The organism is Actinophytocola sp. (assembly GCF_035762905.1).
GTDB lineage: Bacteria > Actinomycetota > Actinomycetes > Mycobacteriales > Pseudonocardiaceae > DASYTH01.
This window is the reverse complement of record NZ_DASUCC010000139.1, coordinates 16429-38625: the sequence shown is the minus strand read 5'-3', so window position 1 is coordinate 38625 and position 22197 is coordinate 16429. Positions and strand designations below refer to the sequence as shown.

The 22197-nt window shown below is 72.8% G+C and carries 21 protein-coding genes; 7 read left to right on the top strand and 14 right to left on the bottom strand.

Features of this window, described 5'->3' with window-relative positions; genetic code table 11:
• Positions 1 to 54: 54 nt before the first annotated feature.
• Positions 55 to 765, top strand: coding sequence for a helix-turn-helix domain-containing protein (locus VFV67_RS29735; RefSeq protein WP_326473995.1), 711 nt, complete (start codon positions 55 to 57; stop codon positions 763 to 765).
• Here the strand turns inward: VFV67_RS29735 and VFV67_RS29730 are convergent.
• Together VFV67_RS29730 and VFV67_RS29725 are read right to left on the bottom strand one after the other, a co-directional pair.
• Positions 727 to 1194 (bottom strand): Lrp/AsnC family transcriptional regulator, encoded by a 468-nt coding sequence (locus VFV67_RS29730; protein ID WP_326473994.1) that lies wholly within the window; start codon positions 1192 to 1194, stop codon positions 727 to 729. The two genes, VFV67_RS29735 and VFV67_RS29730, sit on opposite strands and share 39 nt — an antisense overlap.
• Before the next feature lie 76 nt (positions 1195 to 1270).
• Positions 1271 to 2407: a Xaa-Pro peptidase family protein gene (locus VFV67_RS29725; protein ID WP_326473993.1), complete on the bottom strand. Its 1137-nt coding sequence runs from the start codon at positions 2405 to 2407 to the stop codon at positions 1271 to 1273.
• A gap of 107 nt (positions 2408 to 2514) precedes the next feature.
• Between VFV67_RS29725 and VFV67_RS29720 the strand changes: the two genes are divergently transcribed.
• A complete protein-coding gene (locus VFV67_RS29720) occupies positions 2515 to 3453 on the top strand; it encodes a 5'-3' exonuclease (protein WP_326473992.1) in 939 nt (312 codons plus the stop codon).
• 166 nt (positions 3454 to 3619) lie between these two features.
• Here the strand turns inward: VFV67_RS29720 and VFV67_RS29715 are convergent, their stop codons facing one another.
• The 10 genes from VFV67_RS29715 to VFV67_RS29670 all read right to left on the bottom strand — a co-directional run bounded on the left by VFV67_RS29715 (position 3620) and on the right by VFV67_RS29670 (position 13823).
• Positions 3620 to 4834: a GNAT family N-acetyltransferase gene (locus VFV67_RS29715; RefSeq protein ID WP_326473991.1), complete on the bottom strand. Its 1215-nt coding sequence runs from the start codon at positions 4832 to 4834 to the stop codon at positions 3620 to 3622.
• A gap of 72 nt (positions 4835 to 4906) precedes the next feature.
• The gene (locus tag VFV67_RS29710; RefSeq protein WP_326473990.1) at positions 4907 to 5551 is read right to left on the bottom strand and encodes a DUF4333 domain-containing protein; all 645 of its coding nucleotides are present in this window, start codon (positions 5549 to 5551) and stop codon (positions 4907 to 4909) included.
• Between the two features lie 129 nt (positions 5552 to 5680).
• Positions 5681 to 8422, bottom strand: a complete 2742-nt coding sequence (locus VFV67_RS29705) for a DEAD/DEAH box helicase (protein ID WP_326473989.1) — start codon at positions 8420 to 8422, stop codon at positions 5681 to 5683.
• 12 nt (positions 8423 to 8434) lie between these two features.
• On the bottom strand, positions 8435 to 9379 hold the full coding sequence (locus tag VFV67_RS29700) for an LLM class flavin-dependent oxidoreductase (protein WP_326473988.1): 945 nt from the start codon (positions 9377 to 9379) through the stop codon (positions 8435 to 8437).
• 19 nt (positions 9380 to 9398) lie between these two features.
• Positions 9399 to 10286, bottom strand: a complete 888-nt coding sequence (locus VFV67_RS29695; RefSeq protein WP_326473987.1) for a YegS/Rv2252/BmrU family lipid kinase — start codon at positions 10284 to 10286, stop codon at positions 9399 to 9401.
• 21 nt (positions 10287 to 10307) lie between these two features.
• On the bottom strand, positions 10308 to 11189 hold the full coding sequence (tatC, locus tag VFV67_RS29690; protein WP_326473986.1) for a twin-arginine translocase subunit TatC: 882 nt from the start codon (positions 11187 to 11189) through the stop codon (positions 10308 to 10310).
• Positions 11190 to 11287: 98 nt separating this feature from the next.
• Positions 11288 to 11560: a Sec-independent protein translocase subunit TatA gene (gene tatA, locus VFV67_RS29685; RefSeq protein WP_326473985.1), complete on the bottom strand. Its 273-nt coding sequence runs from the start codon at positions 11558 to 11560 to the stop codon at positions 11288 to 11290.
• Positions 11557 to 11823: a bacteriophage holin gene (locus tag VFV67_RS29680; protein WP_326473984.1), complete on the bottom strand. Its 267-nt coding sequence runs from the start codon at positions 11821 to 11823 to the stop codon at positions 11557 to 11559. The genes tatA and VFV67_RS29680 overlap by 4 nt, the downstream gene beginning before the upstream one ends.
• Before the next feature lie 51 nt (positions 11824 to 11874).
• Positions 11875 to 12843 (bottom strand): helix-turn-helix transcriptional regulator, encoded by a 969-nt coding sequence (locus tag VFV67_RS29675; RefSeq protein WP_326473983.1) that lies wholly within the window; start codon positions 12841 to 12843, stop codon positions 11875 to 11877.
• Positions 12840 to 13823 (bottom strand): helix-turn-helix transcriptional regulator, encoded by a 984-nt coding sequence (locus VFV67_RS29670; RefSeq protein ID WP_326473982.1) that lies wholly within the window; start codon positions 13821 to 13823, stop codon positions 12840 to 12842. Before VFV67_RS29670 ends, VFV67_RS29675 begins: the two co-directional genes overlap by 4 nt.
• A gap of 132 nt (positions 13824 to 13955) precedes the next feature.
• On the opposite strand from VFV67_RS29670, the gene VFV67_RS29665 reads away from it, so the two are divergent.
• Together VFV67_RS29665 and VFV67_RS29660 are read left to right on the top strand one after the other, a co-directional pair.
• Entirely contained in the window at positions 13956 to 14675 is a 720-nt protein-coding gene (locus VFV67_RS29665) for a FadR/GntR family transcriptional regulator (RefSeq protein WP_326473981.1), read from the top strand.
• Positions 14672 to 15403 (top strand): sterol desaturase family protein, encoded by a 732-nt coding sequence (locus VFV67_RS29660; protein WP_326473980.1) that lies wholly within the window; start codon positions 14672 to 14674, stop codon positions 15401 to 15403. The genes VFV67_RS29665 and VFV67_RS29660 overlap by 4 nt, the downstream gene beginning before the upstream one ends.
• A gap of 1 nt (position 15404) precedes the next feature.
• Here VFV67_RS29660 and VFV67_RS29655 read toward each other — a convergent pair whose 3' ends face one another.
• Complete coding sequence (locus VFV67_RS29655; RefSeq protein ID WP_326473979.1) at positions 15405 to 16088, bottom strand: TetR/AcrR family transcriptional regulator; 684 nt, start codon at positions 16086 to 16088, stop codon at positions 15405 to 15407.
• Between the two features lie 91 nt (positions 16089 to 16179).
• Here VFV67_RS29655 and VFV67_RS29650 point away from each other — a divergent pair, with 91 nt between their 5' ends.
• Complete coding sequence (locus tag VFV67_RS29650; protein ID WP_326473978.1) at positions 16180 to 18372, top strand: MMPL family transporter; 2193 nt, start codon at positions 16180 to 16182, stop codon at positions 18370 to 18372.
• A 4-nt stretch (positions 18373 to 18376) separates the two neighbouring features.
• Here VFV67_RS29650 and pafA read toward each other — a convergent pair whose 3' ends face one another.
• On the bottom strand, positions 18377 to 19735 hold the full coding sequence (pafA, locus tag VFV67_RS29645; protein ID WP_326473977.1) for a Pup--protein ligase: 1359 nt from the start codon (positions 19733 to 19735) through the stop codon (positions 18377 to 18379).
• Between the two features lie 131 nt (positions 19736 to 19866).
• Here pafA and VFV67_RS29640 point away from each other — a divergent pair, with 131 nt between their 5' ends.
• Both VFV67_RS29640 and VFV67_RS29635 read left to right on the top strand, forming a co-directional pair.
• Complete coding sequence (locus VFV67_RS29640) at positions 19867 to 21345, top strand: bifunctional phosphatase PAP2/diacylglycerol kinase family protein (protein WP_326473976.1); 1479 nt, start codon at positions 19867 to 19869, stop codon at positions 21343 to 21345.
• 53 nt (positions 21346 to 21398) lie between these two features.
• Complete coding sequence (locus VFV67_RS29635; RefSeq protein ID WP_326473975.1) at positions 21399 to 22106, top strand: class I SAM-dependent methyltransferase; 708 nt, start codon at positions 21399 to 21401, stop codon at positions 22104 to 22106.
• The last annotated feature ends 91 nt before the right edge of the window (positions 22107 to 22197 follow it).

The window sequence follows — 22197 nt, the reverse complement described above, 5'->3', positions numbered from 1 at the left end:
GCCACCGGCCATGGTTCGGCCGGCGCCGACGCGTTCGTCGGTTAGCGTGCGGGCATGGAACATGTGGCGTTGGCCGAGGTGGCGGCGGTGCTCGCCGAGCCGGCCCGGGCGGCGATGTGCCTGGCGTTGATCGACGGGCGGGCCTGGACGGTGGGTGAGTTGGCCCGGGTGGCGGGCATCGCGCCGTCCACCGGCAGCGAGCACGTCGGACGGCTGGCGGCCGCCGGGTTCGTGCAGTCGGTGCGGCAGGGGCGGCACCGCTACGTCCGGATCGCCGATCCCCGGGTGGCCGAGCTGATCGAGCGGCTGTCCGGGCAGACCGGGCCGCCGCCGCCGGCCGGGCTGCGGGCGTCGCTGCGCGCCCGCCGGCTCGCGGTGGCGCGGACCTGCTACGACCACCTGGCCGGCCGGCTCGGCGTGCGGCTGCGCGAGGGAATGCTGCGGCTGGGCCTGATCGACACCAGCTCCGGGCTGACGATCACCGCCGCCGGCCGGCGGACGCTGGACCGGCTCGGCGTCGCGGAGCCGGCACCGAACGGCCGGCCGCTGCTGCGTGACTGTCTGGATTGGACGGAGCGGCGTGAGCACCTGGCCGGCGCGATCCCGGCCGCGCTGCTCAACCGTGCCGTTGCCGCCGGCTGGCTGGACCGGGCACCGGACCGGTCGGTGCGGATCCGGCCGGCCGGCTCGCAACCCCTTGCCGCGCTTGGGGTCGATGTCCCCCAGCTACAGGGCGGGGATGCGGCCCTCGAACGGAGTGGATAACACGACCGTGGTGCGGGTGGAGACCTTGGCGGCCTCGCGGATGCGCCGCAGCAGATCCTCGAGGACCGCCGGTGAGGCCACCCGGACCAGCAGCACGTAGGACTCGTCGCCGGCCACCGAGTAGCAGGACTCGATCTCCCGGATGTGCTCGAGCCGGTGCGGGTAGTCGTCCGGGACCGCCGGGTCGATCGGGGTCAGCGAGATCAGCGCGGTGAGCGGCAAGCCCACCGCGTCGGCGCTCAACCGGGCCGCGTAGCCCTTGATCACCCCGCGCTGCTCCAACCGCCGCACCCGCTGGTGCACCGCGGACACGCTGAGCCCGACCCGCTCGGCCAGGTCCGTGAAACTGCACCGCCCGTCGCCGGCCAGCTCGCGGGCGATGGCCCGGTCGATCGGCTCCAACTCCTCGCTCAAGGCCTCTCCTCGCATGCTCGGAGCTGCCCGACCCCGCCGCCGCGCAGGCTCGGCGCAGGCGCGGTGCCCAACGGTTCGCTCGCACGCTCGCTCACCCGGGCAACACCACCAGCTCGTGCGGACGGTTGTTCAGCGACTCGACCCCGTCCTGCGTCACCACCACGATGTCCTCGATCCGCGCGCCCCACCGGCCGGGCAGGTAGATCCCGGGCTCAACGCTGAACGCCATGCCCGGTTCGAGCGCCAGGTCGTTGCCGCTGACGATGTACGGGTCCTCGTGCACGTCCAGCCCGATGCCGTGCCCGGTGCGGTGGATGAAGTACTTGCCGAACCCGGCGTCGGAGATGATCGCCCTGGCCACGCCGTCCACATGCTGCGCGGGCACCCCCGGGCGGACCGCCGCCACGGCCGCCCGCTGCGCGTCCCGCAGCACCGCGTAGGTGGCCGGGACGTCGGCGTCGCGCGGCTCCCCCACCGCGAACGTGCGGGTGGAGTCGGAGTTGTACCCGCCGGCCACCGGCCCGCCGATGTCGATCACCACGACGTCGCCCGCCTCGATCACCCGGTCGGACACCGCGTGATGCGGGCTGGCCCCGTTCGGCCCGGAGCCGACGATCACGAACTCGGCGCGCACGTGACCCTCGGCCACGATCGCGGCGGCGATGTCCGCGCCCACCTCGGCCTCGGTGCGCCCGGCGCGGAGGAACTCGGACATCCGGGCGTGCACCCGGTCGATCGCGGCCCCGGCCTCGCGCAGCGCGGCGATCTCGGTGGCGTCCTTGCGCATCCGCAGCTCGCGCAGCACCGGCCCGGCCAGCCGCTGCTCGGCGCCCGGCACCGCGCCGCGCAGGCCGAGCACGTGCAACGCCGGCATCACGTCGCCCAACGCGACCACGGTCGGCCGGCCGAGCATCCCGGCCACCAAGGCATACGGGTCCTCGCCGTCCACCCAGGCGCTCGCCTCGAGGCCCAGGTCGTCGAACGGGATCGCCGCGTAGCCGGGCGCTTCCAGCTTGGGCAGCACGAGCACCGGCGGGCGGTCCCCGGCCGGAAGCACCAGACAGGTCAGCCGCTCGAACGAGGTGCCGGAACCACCGATCAGGTAGCGCAGATCCGAGCCGGGCGGAATGAGCAGGGCGTCGACTCCGGCATCCGCCGCCGCCGACCGGGCCCGATCGAGGCGCGCCCGCAGGACCGCCGGATCCACCCCCGAAACAGTCGTGGACATGCCGGTCAGCCTAGTCCGAATCCGCCATCCGGCCCGGATCATCCAGCACCGGCGACGCACGCCGCCGCCGGGCCCGGGTGTCGGCCGGGTGTGAAAGGCTTCGGTTCGTGAGTGGTCCCCTCGCGCTACTGGACGCGGCCAGCCTGTACTTCCGCGCCTACTACGCCCTGCCCGACTCCATGACCGCCCCGGACGGCACCCCGGTCAACGCGGTGCGCGGGTTCGCCGACTCGATCGCCCGGATCCTGACCGACCGCCGGCCGTCCCGGCTGGTGGCCTGCCTGGACGCGGACTGGCGGCCGGCGTTCCGGGTGGCCGCGCTGCCCTCCTACAAGACCCACCGGGTGGCCGATCCGAAGGCGAACATCGAGGAGGTGCCGGACACCCTCACCCCGCAGATCCCGATCATCCTGGACCTGCTGGACGCGATGGGCCTGGCCACCGCCGAGGCCGAGGGCTACGAGGCCGACGACGTGATCGGGGCGCTGGCCGCCCGGGAGCGCACCGACCCGGTCGAGGTGATCACCGGCGACCGGGACCTGTTCCAGGTGGTGCGCACCGAGCCCACCCCGGTCAGCGTGGTCTACGTCGGCGGCGGCTGGGCCAAGGTGCAGACGCTCGGTCCGGCCGAGGTGGCCGCCCGCTACGGCCTGCCGGTGGACAACGCCGGCCCGGCCTACGCCGACATGGCGGCGCTGCGCGGCGACCCGTCCGACGGTCTGCCCGGTGTCGCCGGGATCGGCGAGAAGACCGCGGCCAAGCTGATCACCCGGTTCGGCTCGCTCGAGGGCCTGGTCGAAGCGGCCGCGCTGGCGGACTCGCCGGTGCCGCTGCGCTGGCGCACGGCACTGGCCGACGACCACCGTTACGTGGCCGCCGCCGGCCTGGTGGTCCGGGTGGCCGTGGACGCCCCGGTCAAGCTCGACGGCGACGACCGGGTACCGGCGGCACCGGCCGACCCCGACCGGGTGCGCGACCTGCAGCAGCGCTGGAACCTGTCCACCTCAGTAGACCGCCTCCTAGCAGCGCTCCCACCTGCCAACTAGGAATCATCGGGTGCGGTCTCGGGCCAACCAACGCAACCTCAGGGGACCGTGACGGCACCCAGCCACCATCACCCCGTAATCCGCACTTTTCGCCGGAACGCAACAACAGCAGTTAATTCCGGAGTGGCGGACTAGTAACAACAACAGTTAATTCCGGAGTGGCGGACTAGAACATGGTGCCGCAGTAGGGGGCGGCGTCGGTGCTGAACAGCCGGTCGGCGCGGGCCGGGGCGGCGGCGTCGGCCACCTCGATCCGGCCGGTCCCGGCCAGTGCCGAGGCCCGCCAGGCGCCCAGGTAGAGCATGGCCAGCACGTCGGCGTCCATGGCCAGCCCGGCCGGTTCGGTGGTCGGCTCCGTCCCGTGTGGACCGATTCGGTAGCGCCCGGAGTTGGCCGGCAGCAACCGGTCCCGCACCTCGATCACCACCGGCTCGGCGGCACCGTAGGTTCGCCCGGCCAGCGCGCGCGGCACGTCCACCAGCCGCAGCCACAGGTCCTCCTGGAAGGTGGCCCGGACCGCGCGCGGGTCGACCAGGATCGCCTCGAGCGGCTCGTCCATCGGCCGCGAGAAGGCCACGACCTCCTCGACCAGGTCCACGCCGAGCAGGTAGCGCCACAGGCCGTTGGCGGCGGCCTGGTTCGCGGCCTGGAAGTCCCGGACGAACAGCGAGGTGTTCTCCCCCGCGGCCATCGTCGGCGCTCCGTCGACCACGTAGGTGGCGAACCCGTCCACGCCGTCCGGCCCGGTGTGCGCGGCGATCCGCACGTGCTGGTCCGGTGCGGCCAGGCGCTGCTCGTAGGCAAGCACCCACCAGCCGGCCGAGCGGCCCATCACCCCGGGCCGGGACCCGAGCACCCGGTCGTAGCCGGCCTGAACCCGGCCGAGCGCCTCGTCGTTGCCGAGCAGCCGGACCTCCCCGGCCCGCGGCACCTCCGGGCGCAGCCGGGCATCCCGGCGGGTGATCCGGATGTTGCGGGACAGGACGGCCAGGCCGTAGCCGAACCGGCCGTAGATCACCGCCTCGCTGGCGTGCAGGCCGGCCAGCGGCTCGCCGCGGTCCCGGGCGTCGGCGAGTTGGACGCGCATCAGCTCGGTCAGCACGCCGCGGCGGGTGTGGTCGGCCCGCACGCCGACCGCGGTCACCGCGGCCATCGGCAACGCGGCGCCGCCCGGCACGGTCAGGCTGGACGACCAGGCCAGCGCGGTGCCGATCATCTGCCCGTCGGCGAAGGCACCCAGGGTCCGACCCGGCTCGTAGTTGCGGGTCCAGTACGCCCACTTCTCATCGGTCAGCGGCGCCTGGTGCAGCGAGCCAAGGAAGACCGTGCTAGCGGTGCGCAGCTCCGAGTCCTCGACGGCACGCACGGCAAAATCACTCACGCCGGTACCTCGCAAGCTCGCTCACAACACGCGATGATGCCGAGCACCCGACCCCGGGCGCGACCCGGTTTCCTACTTGTCGCGCGGGGCGCCGACCTCGTACTGGCCGTCGTTGTCGCGCACGGTGATGTCCACGACCTTGTCGCCGCCGTTGTCCCCGCCGAGCTTCACCGTGCAGCTGAACTTGTTGCCCTGCTTGACTTCCTGGTTCGCCGGGCAGTCGACGTTCTCGATCTGCTCGGACTGCACGCCGTAGCTCGCGGTGAGCACCTTGCGCACCCCGTTGTCGCCCTCGAGCGCGTTCTCGTCGAACACCTTCTTGTTGAAGAAACCGGGCGCGAAGAACCCGAGCACGACCACCGCGCCCGCGGCCACCACGACGATCGCGACGACGATCCAGATCCAGGCGTTGCTCTTCTGCTTGGCCGGCATGCCCGGGTAGCCCCCCGGCTGGCCGTACGGGTTGTACGCCTGCTGCTGCTGGCCGTACCCGCCGTAGGGCTGCTGGGGCTGCTGGCCGTAACCGCCGTAGGGCTGCTGCTGTTGCTGCTGGCCGTAGCCGGACGCCGGGAAACCGCCGGAAGGCGTTCCCTGGGCGGGAAATCCGCCGGACGGCGTTCCGGGGTGCGGTTGGCCGCCGTAGGGCTGCGGCTGAGGCTGCTGCCCCCACTGTTGCTGCGGATCGTTTCCACCGGGTGGCCCGTACGGGCTGGTCATCGTTCTCCTCCGCATACAACGTCACAGGGACGGAGCGCATCTCCCACGCATCTCTCCGCGCCGCGATCCAACCACAGCCATCGAGGTTTTCTGTACCCGACCCGGCAAGCTTTGCCAAGTGGTTGGAACTCATGTGGTACCGAGCGCGACCACTCCCCTACGGATCGCACGCACCGCCTTCGCCGCGGCGGCGCCGACCGGCCGGTCCGGGCCGACCACCTCCCGGATCTGGTCCAGCAGGTCGATCACCTGCCGGCACCAGCGCACGAAGTCCCCGGCCGAGAACTCGCTGCCGGCCGACTCGGCGGCGGCGATCACCTTCTCCAGCGACTCCCCGCGCGCCCACCGGTAGACCGTCCAGGCGAAGCCGGCGTCCGGCTCCCTGGTCCGCTCCACCCGGTGCCGACGCTCGTCCTCTTCCAGCTCGGCCCACAGCCGCGCGGTGACGGCCAGCGCGTCGGCGACCGGACCACCGGGCACCCGCGCCTCACCCGGGCCGTCCCGGCGCGACTCGTAGACCAGGGCCGAGACCACCGCGGCCAGCTCGGCCGGGCCGAGGGCGCTCCACACGTCCTGGCGCAGGCATTCGGCGGCGAGCAGGTCCGACTCGCTGTAGAGCCGGGCCAGCACCCGGCCGTGCTCGGTGACGGCGCCGGCGGCGAGGTAGCCGCGCTCGGACAGCAGCGCCCGGATCCGGTCGAACTGCCGGGCCAGCGAGTGCGTGGTGGCCGCCACCCGCTGCTCGAGCTGCTCGGTCTCGGCAAGCAGCCGGTAGTACCGCTCGGCCCACCGGGCGTGGTTCTCCCGGTCGGTGCAGCCGTGGCACGGGTGCGCGCGCAGCGCCCGGCGCAGTGCCGCCAGCTCGCCGTCCTCGCCCGCCGTGGACCGCCGGGTCCGGCCGGGCGCCACGATGCCGGTGTTGCGCAGCGTGGACGCCAGGTCCCGGCGGGACCGCGGCGAGCGCAGGTCGACCTGCTTGGGCAACTTGACCCGGCCGAGCGGCTCCACCGGGGCCGGGAAGTCGGCCACCGACAGCCGGCCGGACCAGCGGTCCTCGGTGATCACCAGCGGGCGCGGCTCGCCGACCGGGTCAAGGCCGGGATCCACCACTATGGCCAGGCCCGAGCGCCGGCCGGCCGGAATCGCGATCACGTCACCCTTGCGCAGCCGCTCGAGCGAGCGGGCCGCCTCCGCCCGCCGGGCCACGTTGTTCTGCCTGGCCAGCGACTTCTCCCGGTCGGAGATCTGCTTGCGCAGCGCCGCGTACCCGGCGAAGTCGCCGAGGTGGCAGGTCATCGGCTCGGCGTAGCCGGCCAGCGCCTCGCGGTTGCGCTCGATCCGGCGAGCCAGACCGACCACCGAGCGGTCGGCCTGGAACTGGGCGAAGGACTGCTCCAGCAGCTCCCGGGCGGCCTCGACGCCGACCCGTTCGACCAGGTTGACCGCCATGTTGTAGCCGGGCCGGAAGGACGAGCGCAGCGGATAGGTCCGGGTCGAGGCGAGCCCGGCGACCTGGCGCGGGTCCACTCCCGGCTGCCACACCACGACCGCATGGCCCTCCACGTCGATGCCGCGCCGCCCGGCCCGGCCGGTGAGCTGGGTGTACTCCCCCGGGGTCAACTCGACGTGCGCCTCGCCGTTGTACTTGACCAGCCGTTCCAGCACGACCGTGCGGGCCGGCATGTTGATGCCGAGCGCCAGCGTCTCGGTGGCGAAGACGACCTTGACCAGGCCGCGGACGAACAGCTCCTCGACGGTCTCCTTGAACGCCGGCAGCAGCCCGGCGTGGTGGCTGGCGAACCCGCGCTCCAGCGCCTCCCGCCACTCCCAGTAGCCCAGCACGCCAAGGTCGGCGTCGGGCAGCTCCCGGGTGCGCCCGTCCACGATGCGCCGAATCTCGGTCACCTCGGTCTCGCCGTTGAGCCGCAGCCCGGAACGCGCGCACTGGCCGACCGCGGCGTCGCAGCCGGCCCGGCTGAACACGAACACGATGGCCGGCAGCAGCGCGGCCGAATCCAGCCGCTGCACCACGTCGACCCGGGACGGCGGGCGGAACCGCGACCCGCGCGGGGCCGGGCGCCGGCCGCGCTGCCGGGGCCCCGGCCAGGCCGGCTGCTGCCGGCCGACGTCGTCGGCCCGGCGCAGCAGCTCCGGGTTGATCTTGGCAAGGCCGTCGGTGTCCTCCCCGGCGAACAGGTCCAGCATCCGGCCGCCGAGCAGCATGTGCTGCCACAGCGGCACCGGGCGGTGCTCGTCCACCACCACCGTGGTGTCGCCGCGCACCTCGACCAGCCACTCGCCGAACTCCTCGGCGTTGCTGACCGTCGCGGACAGGCTGACCAGCCGCACCCACTCCGGCAGGTGCAGGATCACCTCTTCCCAGACCGCGCCGCGGAACCGGTCGGCGAGGTAGTGCACCTCGTCCATCACCACGTAGCCCAGTCCGTCCAAAGTGGACGAACCGGCGTAGAGCATGTTGCGCAGCACCTCGGTGGTCATCACGACGACCGGCGCGTTGCCGTTGATCGAGGTGTCACCGGTGAGCAGGCCGACGGTGTCCGGACCGTACCTGGCGACCAGGTCGGCGTACTTCTGGTTGGACAGCGCCTTGATCGGCGTCGTGTAGAAGCACTTGCGCCCTTCGGCGAGGGCCAGGTGCACGGCGAACTCGCCGACCACGGTCTTGCCGGCGCCGGTCGGGGCGCACACCAGCACCCCGTGCCCGTGCTCCAGCGCGGCGCAGGCCTCCTGCTGGAACGGGTCGAGCTCGAACGCGAGCCCGGCGGCGAAGTCGGTCAGGCGCGGCATCCCGGCGCGTCGCTGCGCCGCCGCGTAGGCCTCGGCCGGTGTCGGAGAAGGGCTGACGGCCACCTCAACAGGTTTTCACACCCGGCCGGGTCCCGTCGGCCGAACCCCGTCCAGCGCGGCCCTGGCCTCGGCCACCAGGTCGTACTGGTCGCGCACGCCCGCGCCGACGGTGGCGATCACGAAGTGGCTGACCCCGGCCTCCGCATAGCCGGTGATGCGCTCGGCCAGCAGCTCGGGCGGCCCGCTCACCGAGACCTGGCGGGCGTAGTCCTCCGGCATGCCGTAGCTGCGGGTGAGGTATCTCACGGCCGCGTCCCGGCCGGTGCCGCCGCGCGGGACCAACTCGCTGAACACGATCATGCCGAGGGCCGGGACGGCGGCCTCGGCCTCGGCCTCCTCGGCCAGCCCGGCGAGCCGGCCCGCGACGCCCGGTATCACCGACGGCGGCACCATCGAGCCAAGCCAGCCCTCGGCCCCGATCCGCACCGCCCGGCGCAGTGCGACCTCGGACATGCCGCCGACCCACAGCGGCGGCATCGGCACGCCCGGTGCCAGGGTCACCTCCGGCTCGCCCGGCTCGGTGGCCAGCCGGGTGGGCTCGCCGGCAAGCAGGCCGGGTAACAACGCCACGATCGCGTCGGTGCGCCGACCGCGTGCGGCGGTCGGCACCCCGGCGGCGGCCCACTCGTCCGGCCACTGCCCGCCGACCCCGACCCCGAGCCGAAGCCGGTTGCCGGACAGCAGTTGCAGCGAGCCGACCTGCTTGGCCGTCCAGGCGGGATGGCGCAGGGCGATCAGCATGACGCCGTAGCCGAGGCGGATCCGCTCGGTGGCGGTCGCCGCGGCGGTCAGTGCGACCGTGCTGTCCACGAACGGGGCGCCGGTGCTGAGGTGGTCGCCGGACCAGGCGGCGTCCAGGCCGATGTCCTCGGCGTGCCGGGCGGCGCCGGCGATGTCCGGCTGCGCCGAGCCGTGGCGGTCGAGGAACACCGGCAGCGAGACACCAACCTCGAGGGCCATCGGCTCCCCTTCCGGAAGCTCAGCCGACCACCGTGACGGCGCCCGGTTCGCAGGTGATCTCCATCGGCAGCGGGCCCATCCGGTCACCGTCGGCGTAGGCGATCCAACCGTTGTCGTCGCCGATCCGCACCCGTTTGGCCCGCAGCGTGGTCACCACCGGGTGGCCGACGTGCCGGCCGCGGCGCACGGTCGGAATCATCCGGATCAGCTCCAACCGGCCGGCCTTGCCGATCACGGTCACGTCGAACAACCCGTCGGCGGTGTCGGCCTCCGGGCAGATCGGGATGCCGCCGCCGTAGGTGGGGGTGTTGCCGACCGACACCATGACCGCCTCGAGCTCCAGCCGCTCCCCGGTGGTCTCCACCACCAGCGGGTACGGCCGCAGCGCCGCCAGCTCGGCGATGATGGCCAGGTCGTAACGGCGCGGGCCGTGCGGCCAGCGCATCCGGTTGGCCCGTTCGTTCACCAGCGAGTCGAACCCGGCGCACAGCACCGTGGCGAACCACCGGGAGCCGTCGATCCGGCCGAGGTCCAGCCGCCGCCTACGGCCCTCGCGCAGCGCGGACACCAGGGCGTCGGTCGCCGGCAGGGTGCTCATCGGCGCCCCGAGCGCGCGGACCAGGTCGTTGCCGGTGCCGGCCGGGATCACGCCGAGCGCGGTCTCGGTTCCGGCACACACCTGCAGGCCCAGGTGCACCGAGCCGTCGCCGCCGAGCACCACCAGCACGTCAAGGCCGCGGTCGCGGGCGGCGGCCATCCGTGCCTGCGAATCCTCGGCGGTGCTCGCCTCGATGACCTCGAGATGGTCCACCGCGGCACGCAGCCGCGCGGTGACCTCGGCGGCGTGCCGCCCACCCGCGCCGTGCCCGGAACCGCCGTGCACGGCAAGTGCCGCTCGTATGCCCACCCGTTCTCCGACCGGTCGTGCCTAGGTGACGTCGTCCAGGCCGGCTCGGACATCCGACGCCGTGCTCGGCTGGACAGGCTCCGGACTGTAGTTCATCGGGGTGGGCTCGTCATCGCTCAGACCGGCGGCGAGGTCCTCCGCGGCCTCGCGGCGGGCCTTGCGCCGGTCGTGGACGCGGGCGATCTGGATGGCCAGTTCCAGCAGCACGGTCATGGCCACGGCCAGCGCGATCATGGAGATCGGGTCGGTGCCCGGGGTGGCGAACGCGGCGAACACGAAGACGCCGAACAGGATGCCCCGGCGCGAGCGCTTGAGCACGGCGTAGGGCAGGACGCCGGCCAGGTTGAGCATCACCACCAGCAGCGGCAGCTCGAAGCAGGCGCCGAAGATCAACAGCATGACCAGGATGAACGAGATGTAGTCGTTGCCGGCCAGCGCCGTGATGAACAGGTCGCCGCCGAAGCCGACCAGCACCTCAAGGCCCTTCGGCACCACGAAGTAGGCAAGCAGCGCGCCGAGCAGGAACAGCACCGAGCCGGCCGCGACGAAGGTCAGGGCGAACCGGCGCTCGCGGGCGTAGAGGCCGGGCGTGATGAACGCCCATACCTGGTAGAGCCAAAGCGGCGCGGTGACCACCGCCCCCACCGCGACGCCCACCTTGAAGGTGATCAGGAAGGCCTCGAACGGCTTGGTCTGCAGCAGCTGACACACGCCCGGCTGCGGTTCGAACCGCACGCTGGTGGGCAGCTGGCAGTACGGGCCCTTGATCAGGTCGGCGAGCGACGGGATCGGGCCGATGTTGGTCATGAACCAGACGAAGCCGAAGACGCCGCCGAGCAGGATGAACAGAATTGCCAAGCCGAGCCGGTGCCGGAGCTCGTAGATGTGGTCCCGTAACGTCATCGTGCCGTCGGGGTTGTGCCGACGGCTACGGGTCCGCTTCTGCTCGCGGCGGGAGGCTCGGGTGTCCGCGTCGCGTACCACCGCCCCGCCCGTTTCTCTCAGCTGAGGTTCTTGTTCGCCTGGGTCTGCTCGATGGGCGGCGCCACGATCGGCTTCTGCGGCTGTGCCTGGGGCAGCTGCGCCTGGGGCTTAACGGCCGGCTCTTCGGTGGTCTCCGGCGGGTCGTCGTCGTTGCGCATGCCCTTGGTCTCGGCCTTGAGGATCCGCATCGACTGGCCGAGGGAACGCGCCATCGCCGGCATCTTCCTGGCACCGAACAACAACACGATCACCACTGCGATGATCAGAATTTCCCACGGTCCCAAGTTCACGGCCGTCCTCCTGTCTGTGCTGGCTCACCCGATGGTACGCGGGCAAGGTCCCCCTCTATTCGTACGCGTCGCCGTTGCCGGATTGCTACCCCCCAAGCGGCAATTCGTGCCCGGAGCAGGCCGGACCTGTCGGCGAGATGGCCGGTCACGGCACTGCGGGTGCGGCGCAACCGCCGGGCCGAACTGGCCACCCGACCAAGCCCGAACGCCAGCACCAGCACCCCGGCGACCAGCGGCGCACCGATCAACAGGTAGGTCTGCACGGCCTCACCGTAATGCGCCCGGGTGAGCCGGCGGTGTGGCGCGCCCCGGCATCAGGTTGCGGTCAGGTGTCCGCTGCGGCGCAGCGCCTGGCGGGCGCGCTCGCGCAGCCCCTCGGCCAGGCTGGCCGGCCACTCGACGGCGACGTCGCCGCCGTGCCCGAGCAGCAGCCGCACCATCCAGTCCTGGTCGGCGAACCGCATCCGGATCCGCAGCCGCCCACCGTCAAGCTCCTCCACGTGCTCCACCGGGTAGTACTCGGAGATCCACCGGGCGTCCGGCTCGAGCACGAGCTGGGCCAGCTCCTGTTCCGGCCGGGGCCGGAAGATCCCGGCGGAGACGTCGGTCTGCTCGGCAAACGGCGGCGGCGCGGCCGGCTCGTCCAGCACGCTCACCTCGTCCACCCGATCCAGCCGGAACAGCCGCACCCCCTCGGCCCGCCGGCACCACGCCTCCAGGTAGCCACGGCCGTCCACGATCAGCAGCCGCATCGGGTCGATCGTGCGCTCGGTGATCTCGTCCCGGGACGCGGTGTAGTAGGTGATCAGCATGGCCCGGCCGGACCGCAGCGCCTCCTGGGCGACCCGCCGGGTCTGCGCGGTGGACACCCCCTCACGCACGCCGAGGCCGACCGCGACGCCGGCCGGCTCGGCCCGGCCGGCCGCCGACTCGATCTTGGCGACCGCCCGGCGCACCGCGTCCGCGTCGACCATGCCCGGGGTGTCCAGCAGCGCACGCAGCGCCACCAGCAGGGCGGTCGCCTCGGCCCCGGTCAGCCGCAGCGGGCGGCGCATGCCGGCGTCGTAGGTGACCGTGACGGTGTCCTCGTCCATGGACAGGTCGATTAGGTCGCCCGGACCGTAGCCGGGCAGCCCGCACATCCAGAGCAGCTCGAGGTCCTTGCGCAGCTGCCGGGACGTGACGCCGAGGTCGGCGGCCGCCTCGTCGATGGCGATCCCGGGCCGGGCGATCAGGTACGGCACCAGCGCCAACAGCCGCGGGAGCCGTTCCGCGGAGGTCACTCCGCCTCCCGGCCGGCCACGGCGAGGTGCCGTTCCCGGACCGCCTTGCGCAGCACCTCGGGCTCGAGCACCACCACGTCGGAGCCGAACCCGGCGATCCAGCCGGCCGCCGAGTCCGGGTTGTACAGCTCCAGCTCGACGACGTCGCCCCGGACGCCGTCGATGGTCTGACCCTCGAGCCGGGTGGCCCGCCGGCGCAGCCCGGCCGCGCGGCCACAGGCCAGCCACAGCCGCACCGGGGTGGTGGCCGAGGGCGTGTCGTCGCCGAGCCGGCTGACGAACTCGAGCAGGTTCACGCCCTCCTCCGGCCGGCGAAACGCGCCCGGCCGGCCGATCGCGGTCACCTCGCCGACGATCCGGGACATCCGGAAGCAGCGCGGCGCCGCGCGGTCCCGGTCGTGACCGACGAGGTACCACCGGCCCCGCCAGGACACCACGCCCCACGGCTCGACCGTGCGGGTGCGCAGCTCCGCTGGGCTCGGCCGACGGTAGTCGAACCGGACCACCTGGGCCGCCTGCACCGCGGCGAGCAGCGGGCCGAACGCCGGTTCGGTGGTGCGCACCTTCGGCTCGACGACGGCCGGCGCGGCCTCGTCCACCTCCACCCCGGCGGCCCGCAGCTTGAGCAGGGCGCCGTGCGCGGCACCGGTCAGCTCCGGCGAGTCCCACAGCCGCACCGCGAGGGCGACCGCGGCCGCCTCGTCCGGTTCCAGCTCGATGTCCCCGAGCTCGTAGTCGCGCCGGGCGATCCGGTACCCGTCGATGGTGTCGAACACGGAGTTGCGCCCGACCTCCAGCGGGATGCCCAGCTCGCGCAGCTCCGTCTTGTCCCGCTCGAACATCCGGAAGAAGGCCTCGTCGGTGGGCGCGTCGGAGTAGCCGGGGACGATGCCGCGAATCCGCTCGGCGGTGAGGTGGGACCGGGTGGACAGCAGGCACAGCACCAGGTTGACCAGACGTTCGGCGCGTGCGACGGACACAACCCGAACCCTAACCCCACTGATCTCGTCCGGACTCGGCAACGCACCGAACAAATGTGTGAACGGACCATTCGTCCGAACTACTGGTCTGACCACTTGACCTCTGACCTGTCTGGCCGCAGGATGAGTCGCATGGCTCTGCAACCGGTGGCCCGGCGCTCGGTGCCGGACGAGGTGTTCGAGCAGATCGTCGCGGACGTGGTGGGTGGCGAACTGGCTCCCGGCTCGGCGCTGCCCAGCGAGCGCCGGCTGGCCGAGGTGCTGCGGGTGTCCCGGCCCGCGGTGCGCGAGGCGCTGCAGCGGATGGCCCAGGCCGGGCTGGTCGAGGTGCGCCAGGGCGACGCCACGACGGTGCGCGACTTCCGCCGGCACGCCGGGCTCGACCTGCTCCCCCGGCTGCTGCTGCGCGGCGGCGAGCTGGACCTCGCCGTGGCCCGCAGCATCCTCGAGGCCCGGCTGCACATCGGGCCGAAGGTGGCGGAGCTGGCCGCCGAGCGGGCCGGCGCCCGGCTCGCCGCGGAGCTGACCGCCGCGGTCGACGCGCTCGAGGCCGACACCGATCCGGTCGGCCGGCAGCGCCGGGCGCTGGTGTTCTGGGACCACGTGGTGGACGGCGCCGACTCGATCGCGTTCCGGCTGATGTTCAACAGCCTGCGGGTGGCCTACGAGCCCGCCCTGGACGCGCTCGCCGCGGTGATGTCGGTCGAGGTGGACCGGGTCTCCGCCTACCGCGCGCTCACCGCGGCGATCGCCACCGGCCACCCGGCCCCCGCCCGGACGGCCGCCGAGGACCTGCTCGGCCCGGCCACCGACCTGTTCCTGTCCGCCATCCGCACCCTGGAGGAATCATGAGTGAGCGCAGGGCCGAGGTCGAGGAGCTGGCCAGGGCGCGGGTGCGGGCCGACGAGGCGGCGATCACCGGAGCCCGGCGGCGCGGCGTGAGCCTGGCCGGCGCGGCCCGGGCGTTCTGGCGGCACCCGTCGCCGTGGATCATCGGCACGATGCTGGCCGGCGCGCTCACCGCCCGGGTCGTGACCGGCGACTGGCGGCTGTCCGACGCCTGGCTGCCGGTGCTGATGGTGGCCACCTTCCCGTTCTTCGAGTGGCTGGTGCACGTCTGCATCCTGCACTGGCGGCCGCGCCGGGTGGCCGGGCTGCGGTTGGACCCGCTGCTGGCCCGCAAGCACCGCGCGCACCACGCCGACCCGCGGGACGCACCGCTGGTGTTCATTCCCTGGCAGGCGCTGATCTGGCTGGTCGCCGGCTACGTCGCGATCGGGCTGCTGGCCTTCCCCCGGCTCGGGCTCGGCCTGACCTTCCTGGTCGTGGTCGGCCTGCTCGGCCTCGGCTACGAGTGGACGCACTACCTGATCCACAGCGACTACCGGCCGCGCTCCCGGCTCTACCGCGCGGTGTGGCGCAACCACCGGCTGCACCACTACAAGAACGAGCACTACTGGTTCACGGTGACCAGCGCCGGCACCGCCGACCGGGTGCTGCGCACCTATCCGGACCCGGAACGGGTGTCGACCTCGCCGACCGTCCGGGACCTGCACGCCCGAGAGTCGTCGCCGGCGTGATTCATGGCTGCCGGCGGGCGGTCGCGAGCACGATCTCCTCCAGCTCGGGCGACAGCCCGGCCGCCCCGCACAGGCCCCGCTCCATGGCCAGGATGGTCCGGGCGATGGCCTCGTCCTTGGTGTCCGCCGACGCATCCCGCAGCGGACCGTCCAGCAGCAGGTGGGCCAGGCCGTGCACGGCCGACCAGGCGGCCACCTCGGCCAGCGGGCGGCGCCGCTCCGGCAGGTAGCCGACCTCCACCAGCCGGTCGATCAGCCGGACCAGCTGGCCGAACGGCGAGGTCTCCAGGTGCTCCTTGTCCAGGATCGCGCCGCCCTGGGTGAACGCGGTGCGGAACAGGCCGGGCTCGGCCACCGCGAAGTCGATGTAGGCCCGGCCGGCCACGGCCAGGTCGCGCACTGCCCGGTGCGCCCGGTCGGCCAGCGGCGGCCGGGCCCGAAGCTCCTTCTCGATGGCCGCGCCCAGTTGCGCCATGCACTGCTGTTTGGCCTCGGCCAGCAGCTCCCCGTGCCCGGCGAAGTGCCGGTAGGCGGCGGTCGGGGTCACCCCGGCGAGCCGTGCGGCCGCCCGGACCGTGACCGACTCGGGCCCGCCGTCCCTGGCCAGCCGGGCCGCGGCGTCGCCGAGTGCGTTGCGGAGATCCCCGTGGTGATAGCCCCGCTTCGGCGGACCTGAGAGTTCCATGAGATCGATGTTGACGGCTACCAACATTTCTGACAAGTTGACCACCGCAAAGTTTACAGGCGCACACATTTGGTGAAGTGGGGAGCACACCATGTTCGGTCGCATCGGTCAGCTGGTCACCAGACACGCACGGGCCGTTCTCGTGATCACCGTCCTGCTCATGGTCGGCGCGGGAGCGTACGGGTTCACCGCCTTCGGAAAGCTGAAAACCCAGGGGTTCGCCGATCCCGAAGCGGACTCCTCCCAGGCCCAGGAACTGATCGACCGGAACTTCGGCGGCCGGACCAACCTGGTCTTCCTGGTCCAGGCCGACACCGGCACGGTCGACGACCCGGCCGTTCGCCAGGCCGGCACCGACCTCACCGGCCGGCTCACCGGCGACGGCCGGCTCACCGAGGTGACCTCCTACTTCGCCACCGGGACACCGCCGCTGCGGTCCACCGACGGCCGGTACGCGATCGTGCTCGCGCACGTGGACGACGACTCCGACGAGGTGATCGGCGGCCTGCGGGACAGCTACGCCACCGACGACGGGCCGGTCGACGTGACCATCGGCGGTGCCGCCGCGATCGGCCACGACGCCGGCGCGCAGATCGGCGCCGACCTCGCCCTCGCCGAGTCGATCGCGGTGCCGCTGATCCTGATCCTGCTGGTGTTCGCGTTCGGCAGCCTGGTCGCCGCGCTGCTCCCGCTGGCCATCGGCGGGATCGCGATCCTCGGCACCTTCGCCGAGCTGGCCCTGTTCGGCTCGATCACCGACGTGTCCATCTACGCGATCAACCTGACCACCGCGCTCGGCCTCGGCCTGGCCATCGACTACGCGCTGCTCATGGTCAACCGGTTCCGCGAGGAGTTGGCCGGCGGCGCCGGCACCCAGGACGCGGTGATCACCACCGTGCGCACCGCCGGGCGAACCATCCTGTTCGGGGCCACCACCGTGGCCGCGGCGCTGGCCGTGCTGCTGCTGTTCCCGCTGTACTTCCTGCGCTCGTTCGCCTACGCCGGGATCGGCGTGATCGCGATCGCCGCGCTGTCCGCGCTGTTCGTCCTGCCCGCGCTGCTGACCGTGCTCGGGCCGCGGGTCAACGCCGGCCGGCTGCCCTGGGCACGCCGGCGCAACCCCAGCGCGGTCTCCCCGTTCTGGGGCCGGCTCGCCGGATTCGCCATGCGCCGCCCGGTGCTCGCCGCCGCCCCGGTGCTGATCGTGCTGGTGCTGGCCGCCGTGCCGCTGCTGCGGGTCGAGTTCGGCGTGCCGGACGACCGGGTGCTGGCCAGCACCGCCGACACCCGGGTGGTCGGCGACGCCCTGCGCTCCGAGTTCGCCGGTGACGAGAGCCGGGCCATCCAGATCGTCACCACCGCGCCGGTCGGGCGCGACGCGGTCGCCGGCTACGCCGGCACGCTGTCCGAACTGCCCGGCGTGGCCCGGGTGTCGTCCAGCGCCGGCGGGTTCGTCGACGGCCGGTCCACCGGAACCGGCCCGGGCGACGCCGTGATGAGCGGCACCGGCGGGCTGCAACGGCTGTCCGTGGTCACCGAGGCCGAGTCCGTGTCCACGCAGGCGCAGGCGCTGGTCGGGACCGTGCGCGCCGTGCCCGGCCCGGACGGGGTGCCGGTGCGGGTGGGCGGGGCGGCCGCGGTACTCGTGGACAGCAAGGACTCGATCGGCAGCCGGCTTCCGCTGGCCGTCGCGCTGATCGTGCTCACCACGTTCGTGCTGCTGTTCCTGTTCAGCGGCAGCGTTTTGCAGCCGCTGCGGGCCGTGGTGTTCAACGTCATCGGCCTCGGCGCAACGCTCGGCGCCATGGTCCTGATCTTCCAGGACGGCGCCTTCGCCTCGGCGCTCGGCTTCACCCCGCTGCCGCTCAACATCAACATGCTGGTGCTGCTGTTCTGCATCGCGTTCGGGCTCTCCATCGACTACGAGGTGTTCGTGCTCAGCCGGATCAAGGAGATGCACGACCAGGGTGTGCCGACCACCGAGGCGGTCGGCTACGGCCTGTCCCGCACCGGCCGGATCGTGTCCACCGCCGCCGCACTGATCGCGGTCAGCATGTTCGCCTTCGGCACCAGCGGGGTCAGCTTCATCCAACTGTTCGGCATCGGTACCGGCCTGGCGATCCTGATCGACGCCACGCTGATCCGCGGCGTCCTGGTCCCGGTCGGCATGCGGCTGCTCGGTCGGGGCGCCTGGTGGGCACCCGGTCCGCTGCGCCGGATACACGAGCGGGTCGGCCTGCGCGAGGCGCCGAGCGCCCCGGAGCCGGAGCGGGTCGGGGTGTAGCTCCCTACAGCGAGGCGATCAGGCGCTCGACGCGTTCGTCCACGGCCCGGAACGGGTCCTTGCACAGGACGGTGCGTTGCGCCTGGTCGTTGAGCTTGAGGTGCACCCAGTCGACGGTGAAGTCGCGGCCGGCCTGCTGGGCGGCGGCGATGAAGTCACCACGCAGCTTGGCCCGGGTGGTCTGCGGCGGCGTGTCCTTGGCCGCCTCGATCTCGCCGTCGTCGGTCACCCGGGTGACCAGGTCCTTGCGCTGCAGCAGGTCGAAGATCCCGCGGCCCCGGCGGATGTCGTGGTAGGCCAGGTCGAGCTGGGCGATCCGCGGGCTGGACAGCTCCATCCCGTGCTTGCTCCGGTACCGCTCCACCAGCCGGTGCTTGATCGCCCAGTCGATCTCCCGGTCGATCTTGGTCAGGTCCTGCGCCTCGACCGCGTCCAGCGTGCGGCCCCACAGCTCGATCACCCGGTCGGCGATCGGGTCGGGCGAGCGCCGGGACACGTGCTCCACCGCCCGGGCGAAGTACTCCCGCTGGATGTCCAGCGCGGAGGCCTCCCGCCCGCCGGCCAGCCGGACCAGGCGCCGGCCGGTCAGGTCGTGGCTGATCTCCCGGATCGCCCGGATCGGGTTGTCCAGGCTGAAGTCCCGGAACTGCACGCCCTCCTCGATCATCTCCAGCACGAGGTTGGCGCTGCCGACCTTGAGCAGCGTGGTCGGCTCGGCCATGTTCGAGTCGCCGACGATCACGTGCAGCCTGCGGTACCGCTCGGCGTCGGCGTGCGGCTCGTCCCGGGTGTTGATGATCGGCCGGGACCGGGTGGTCGCGCTGGAAACGCCCTCCCAGATGTGCTCGGCCCGCTGCGACAGGCAGTACACCGCCCCGCGCGGGGTCTGCAGCACCTTCCCGGCCCCGCAGATCACCTGGCGGGTGACCAGGAACGGCAGCAGCACGTCGGCGATCCTTGAGAACTCCCCGGCCCTGGTGACCAGGTAGTTCTCGTGGCAGCCGTAGGAGTTGCCGGCCGAGTCGGTGTTGTTCTTGAACAGGAAGATGTCCCCGCCGATGCCCTCGTCGGCCAGCCGCCGCTCGGCGTCGACCAGCAGGTCCTCCAGGATCCGCTCGCCAGCCTTGTCGTGCGTGACCAGCTGCACCAGGTCGTCACACTCCGCGGTGGCGTACTCGGGGTGCGACCCGACGTCGAGGTACAGCCGCGAGCCGTTGCGCAGGAACACGTTCGACGAACGGCCCCAGGACACCACGCGCCGAAACAGGTACCGCGCGACCTCGTCCGGGGACAGCCTGCGCTGCCCGTGGAAGGTACAGGTCACGCCGAACTCGGTCTCGATGCCGAAGATCCGCCGTTGCATCTCTCTACCCTAAGCGGGAAACCCGGGAACTGGTCGGCCGGACCGCCGGGGAGTTCGCAACATAACAGCCACTTCACCCGGGCGGCCCAGCATTCGGCGGGGCCCGACGGCAACCGGTAGCGTCGGGCAACGTGCCCAAACGCCTGCGAAAGGTCGGCCGCCGAATCAACCGTACCGACCTGGCGATCGAGCGCCGGATCGGCCGGATTCCACGTTCCGGCGCCGACACCGCGCTGTGCCGGCTCACCGCCGCGGCCAACCACAGCGTGCTCTGGTTCGTGATCGCCGCCGTGCTCGGCTCCCGACGCGGGCCCACCCGGAAGGCGGCGGTGCGCGGGGTGCTGGCCATCGGCGGCGCGAGCCTGCTCACCAACGCCGTGGCCAAGCCGCTGCTGCCGCGCCGCCGGCCGGCCGCCGACGCGCTGCCGCGCTTCCGCACCCTGTTCGACCGGCCGACCTCGTCGTCGTTCCCGTCCGGTCACGCCGCCTCGGCCGCCGCGTTCACCACCGCGGTCGCCATGGAGAGCCCGGTCACCGGCGCGGTGCTCGCGCCGCTGGCCGCCACGGTCGCCTACTCCCGGGTGCACACCGGTGTGCACTGGACCTCCGACGTGGTCGGCGGCGCCGCGCTCGGCACCGCCATCGCCCTCGCCACCAGGCGCTGGTGGCCGGTGCACCCGCAGATCCCGGCCCAGGCCCGGCCGCACACCGACGTCGAGGCGCTGGACAATGGCGACGGGCTGCTCGTGGCCACCAACCCGCACGCCGGCCAGGACGGCGTCGACCCGGCCGAGGAGATCGTCCAGGAGCTGCCCAAGGCCCGGATCGCGCAGATCGAGCCCGGCGACGACCTGGCCGAGCGGCTGGAAGCCGAGTTGGACGACCGGACCAGGGCGGTCGGAGTGGCCGGCGGGGACGGGTCGGTGGCCGCGGCCGCCGCGCTGGCCGAGCGGCACCGGTTGCCGCTCGCGGTGTTCCCGGCCGGCACGCTCAACCACTTCGCCAGGGACATCGGGGTCGCCGCGCTCGCCGACACCGCCGATGCGGTGCGCACCGGTGAGGCGGTCTCGGTGGATCTGGCGTCGGTCCGGGTGGACCGCGCCACCCGCCGGCCGTTCGTGAACACCGCCAGCATCGGCGGCTACCCGGACATGGTGCGGCTGCGCGAGCGCTGGGAGCACCGGCTCGGCAAGTGGCTGGCCGCCGGCCTGGCGCTGATCAGGGTGTTGGCCGAGGCCCGGCCGCTGCACGTGCTGCTGGACGGCCGGCGGGTGGCGATCTGGCTGCTGTTCGTCGGCAACGGCCCCTACTTCCCGCGCGGCATGGTGCCGTCCTGGCGGCCCGGGCTGGACACCGGGCTGCTCGACATCCGCTACCTGCGGGCCGACCTGCGGCTGTCCCGGACCCGGTTCGTGCTGTCCGTGCTCACCGGCACGCTCAACCGCAGCCGCACCTACGTGCAGCGCGAGGCACCCGCGCTGGCGGTCACCGTGCTCGGCGAACCGGTGGCGCTGGCTACCGACGGTGAGGTCCCGGTGACAGGACAGCGCTTCGAGTTCGCCGTGGACGAGGCCCGGCTGACCGTGTACCGGCCGGAAAGCACCACGTAGATCACCCGTTAGAGATCTCGAGTGGACCTCGGCCCCGGGCCTACGCTCGCGCAATGACGGCGATACGGTACGCCGCTCTGAAGCGGTCCGACCGGCCGCGGCCCGAGGAGCACACCATGCGGTGCCTGCTCGGCGACCTGGACGGTGCCCGGGTGATCGACCTCGGCTGCGGGTTCGGCCACTACGCCCGGCTGGCCAGCGGCCTCGGCGCGCTCACGGTGACCGGGGTGGACGCCTCCGAGCCGATGATCTCGCTGGCCCGGCGGATGGAGGCCGAGCAGCCGCGCGGGATCGAATATCGGGTGCACGACGTGGCCCGGCTGCCGCTGCTCGGCGCGTTCGACGTGGCCACCGCGGTGTGGCTGCTCAACTACGCGACCAGCCCGACCAACATGACCGCCATGTTCGCCGCGATCCGGGCGAACCTGGCCCCCGGCGGCCGGCTGGTCGCGATCACCGTCGGACCCCGGTACAGCCCGTGGGGCCCGAGCTGGGAGCCCTACGGCCTGCGGGTGATCGAGGCAAGCGCGGCCGGTGACCGCACCCGGCTGGTGATGGACCTGCTCACCCGGCCGGCCGCCCGGCTGCGGTTCACCCAGTGGGACAGCCGGGTCTACGAGGACGGCAGCGCCGCCGCCGGGTTCGGCTCGCTCACCTGGCACCAGGTGGTCATCCCGGACGAGGCACTCGCCACCCGGGGCGCCGCCTACTGGCGCGCCTACCGCGACAACCCGTTCGTCGCAGCACTGGAGTGCCGGTAGATAACGCGGGTACGCAACCTCAGGGGCACCGTGACGCCACCCAGCCACAATCAATCCGCTAACCGCACCACCGGCTGGAACGCAACAACAG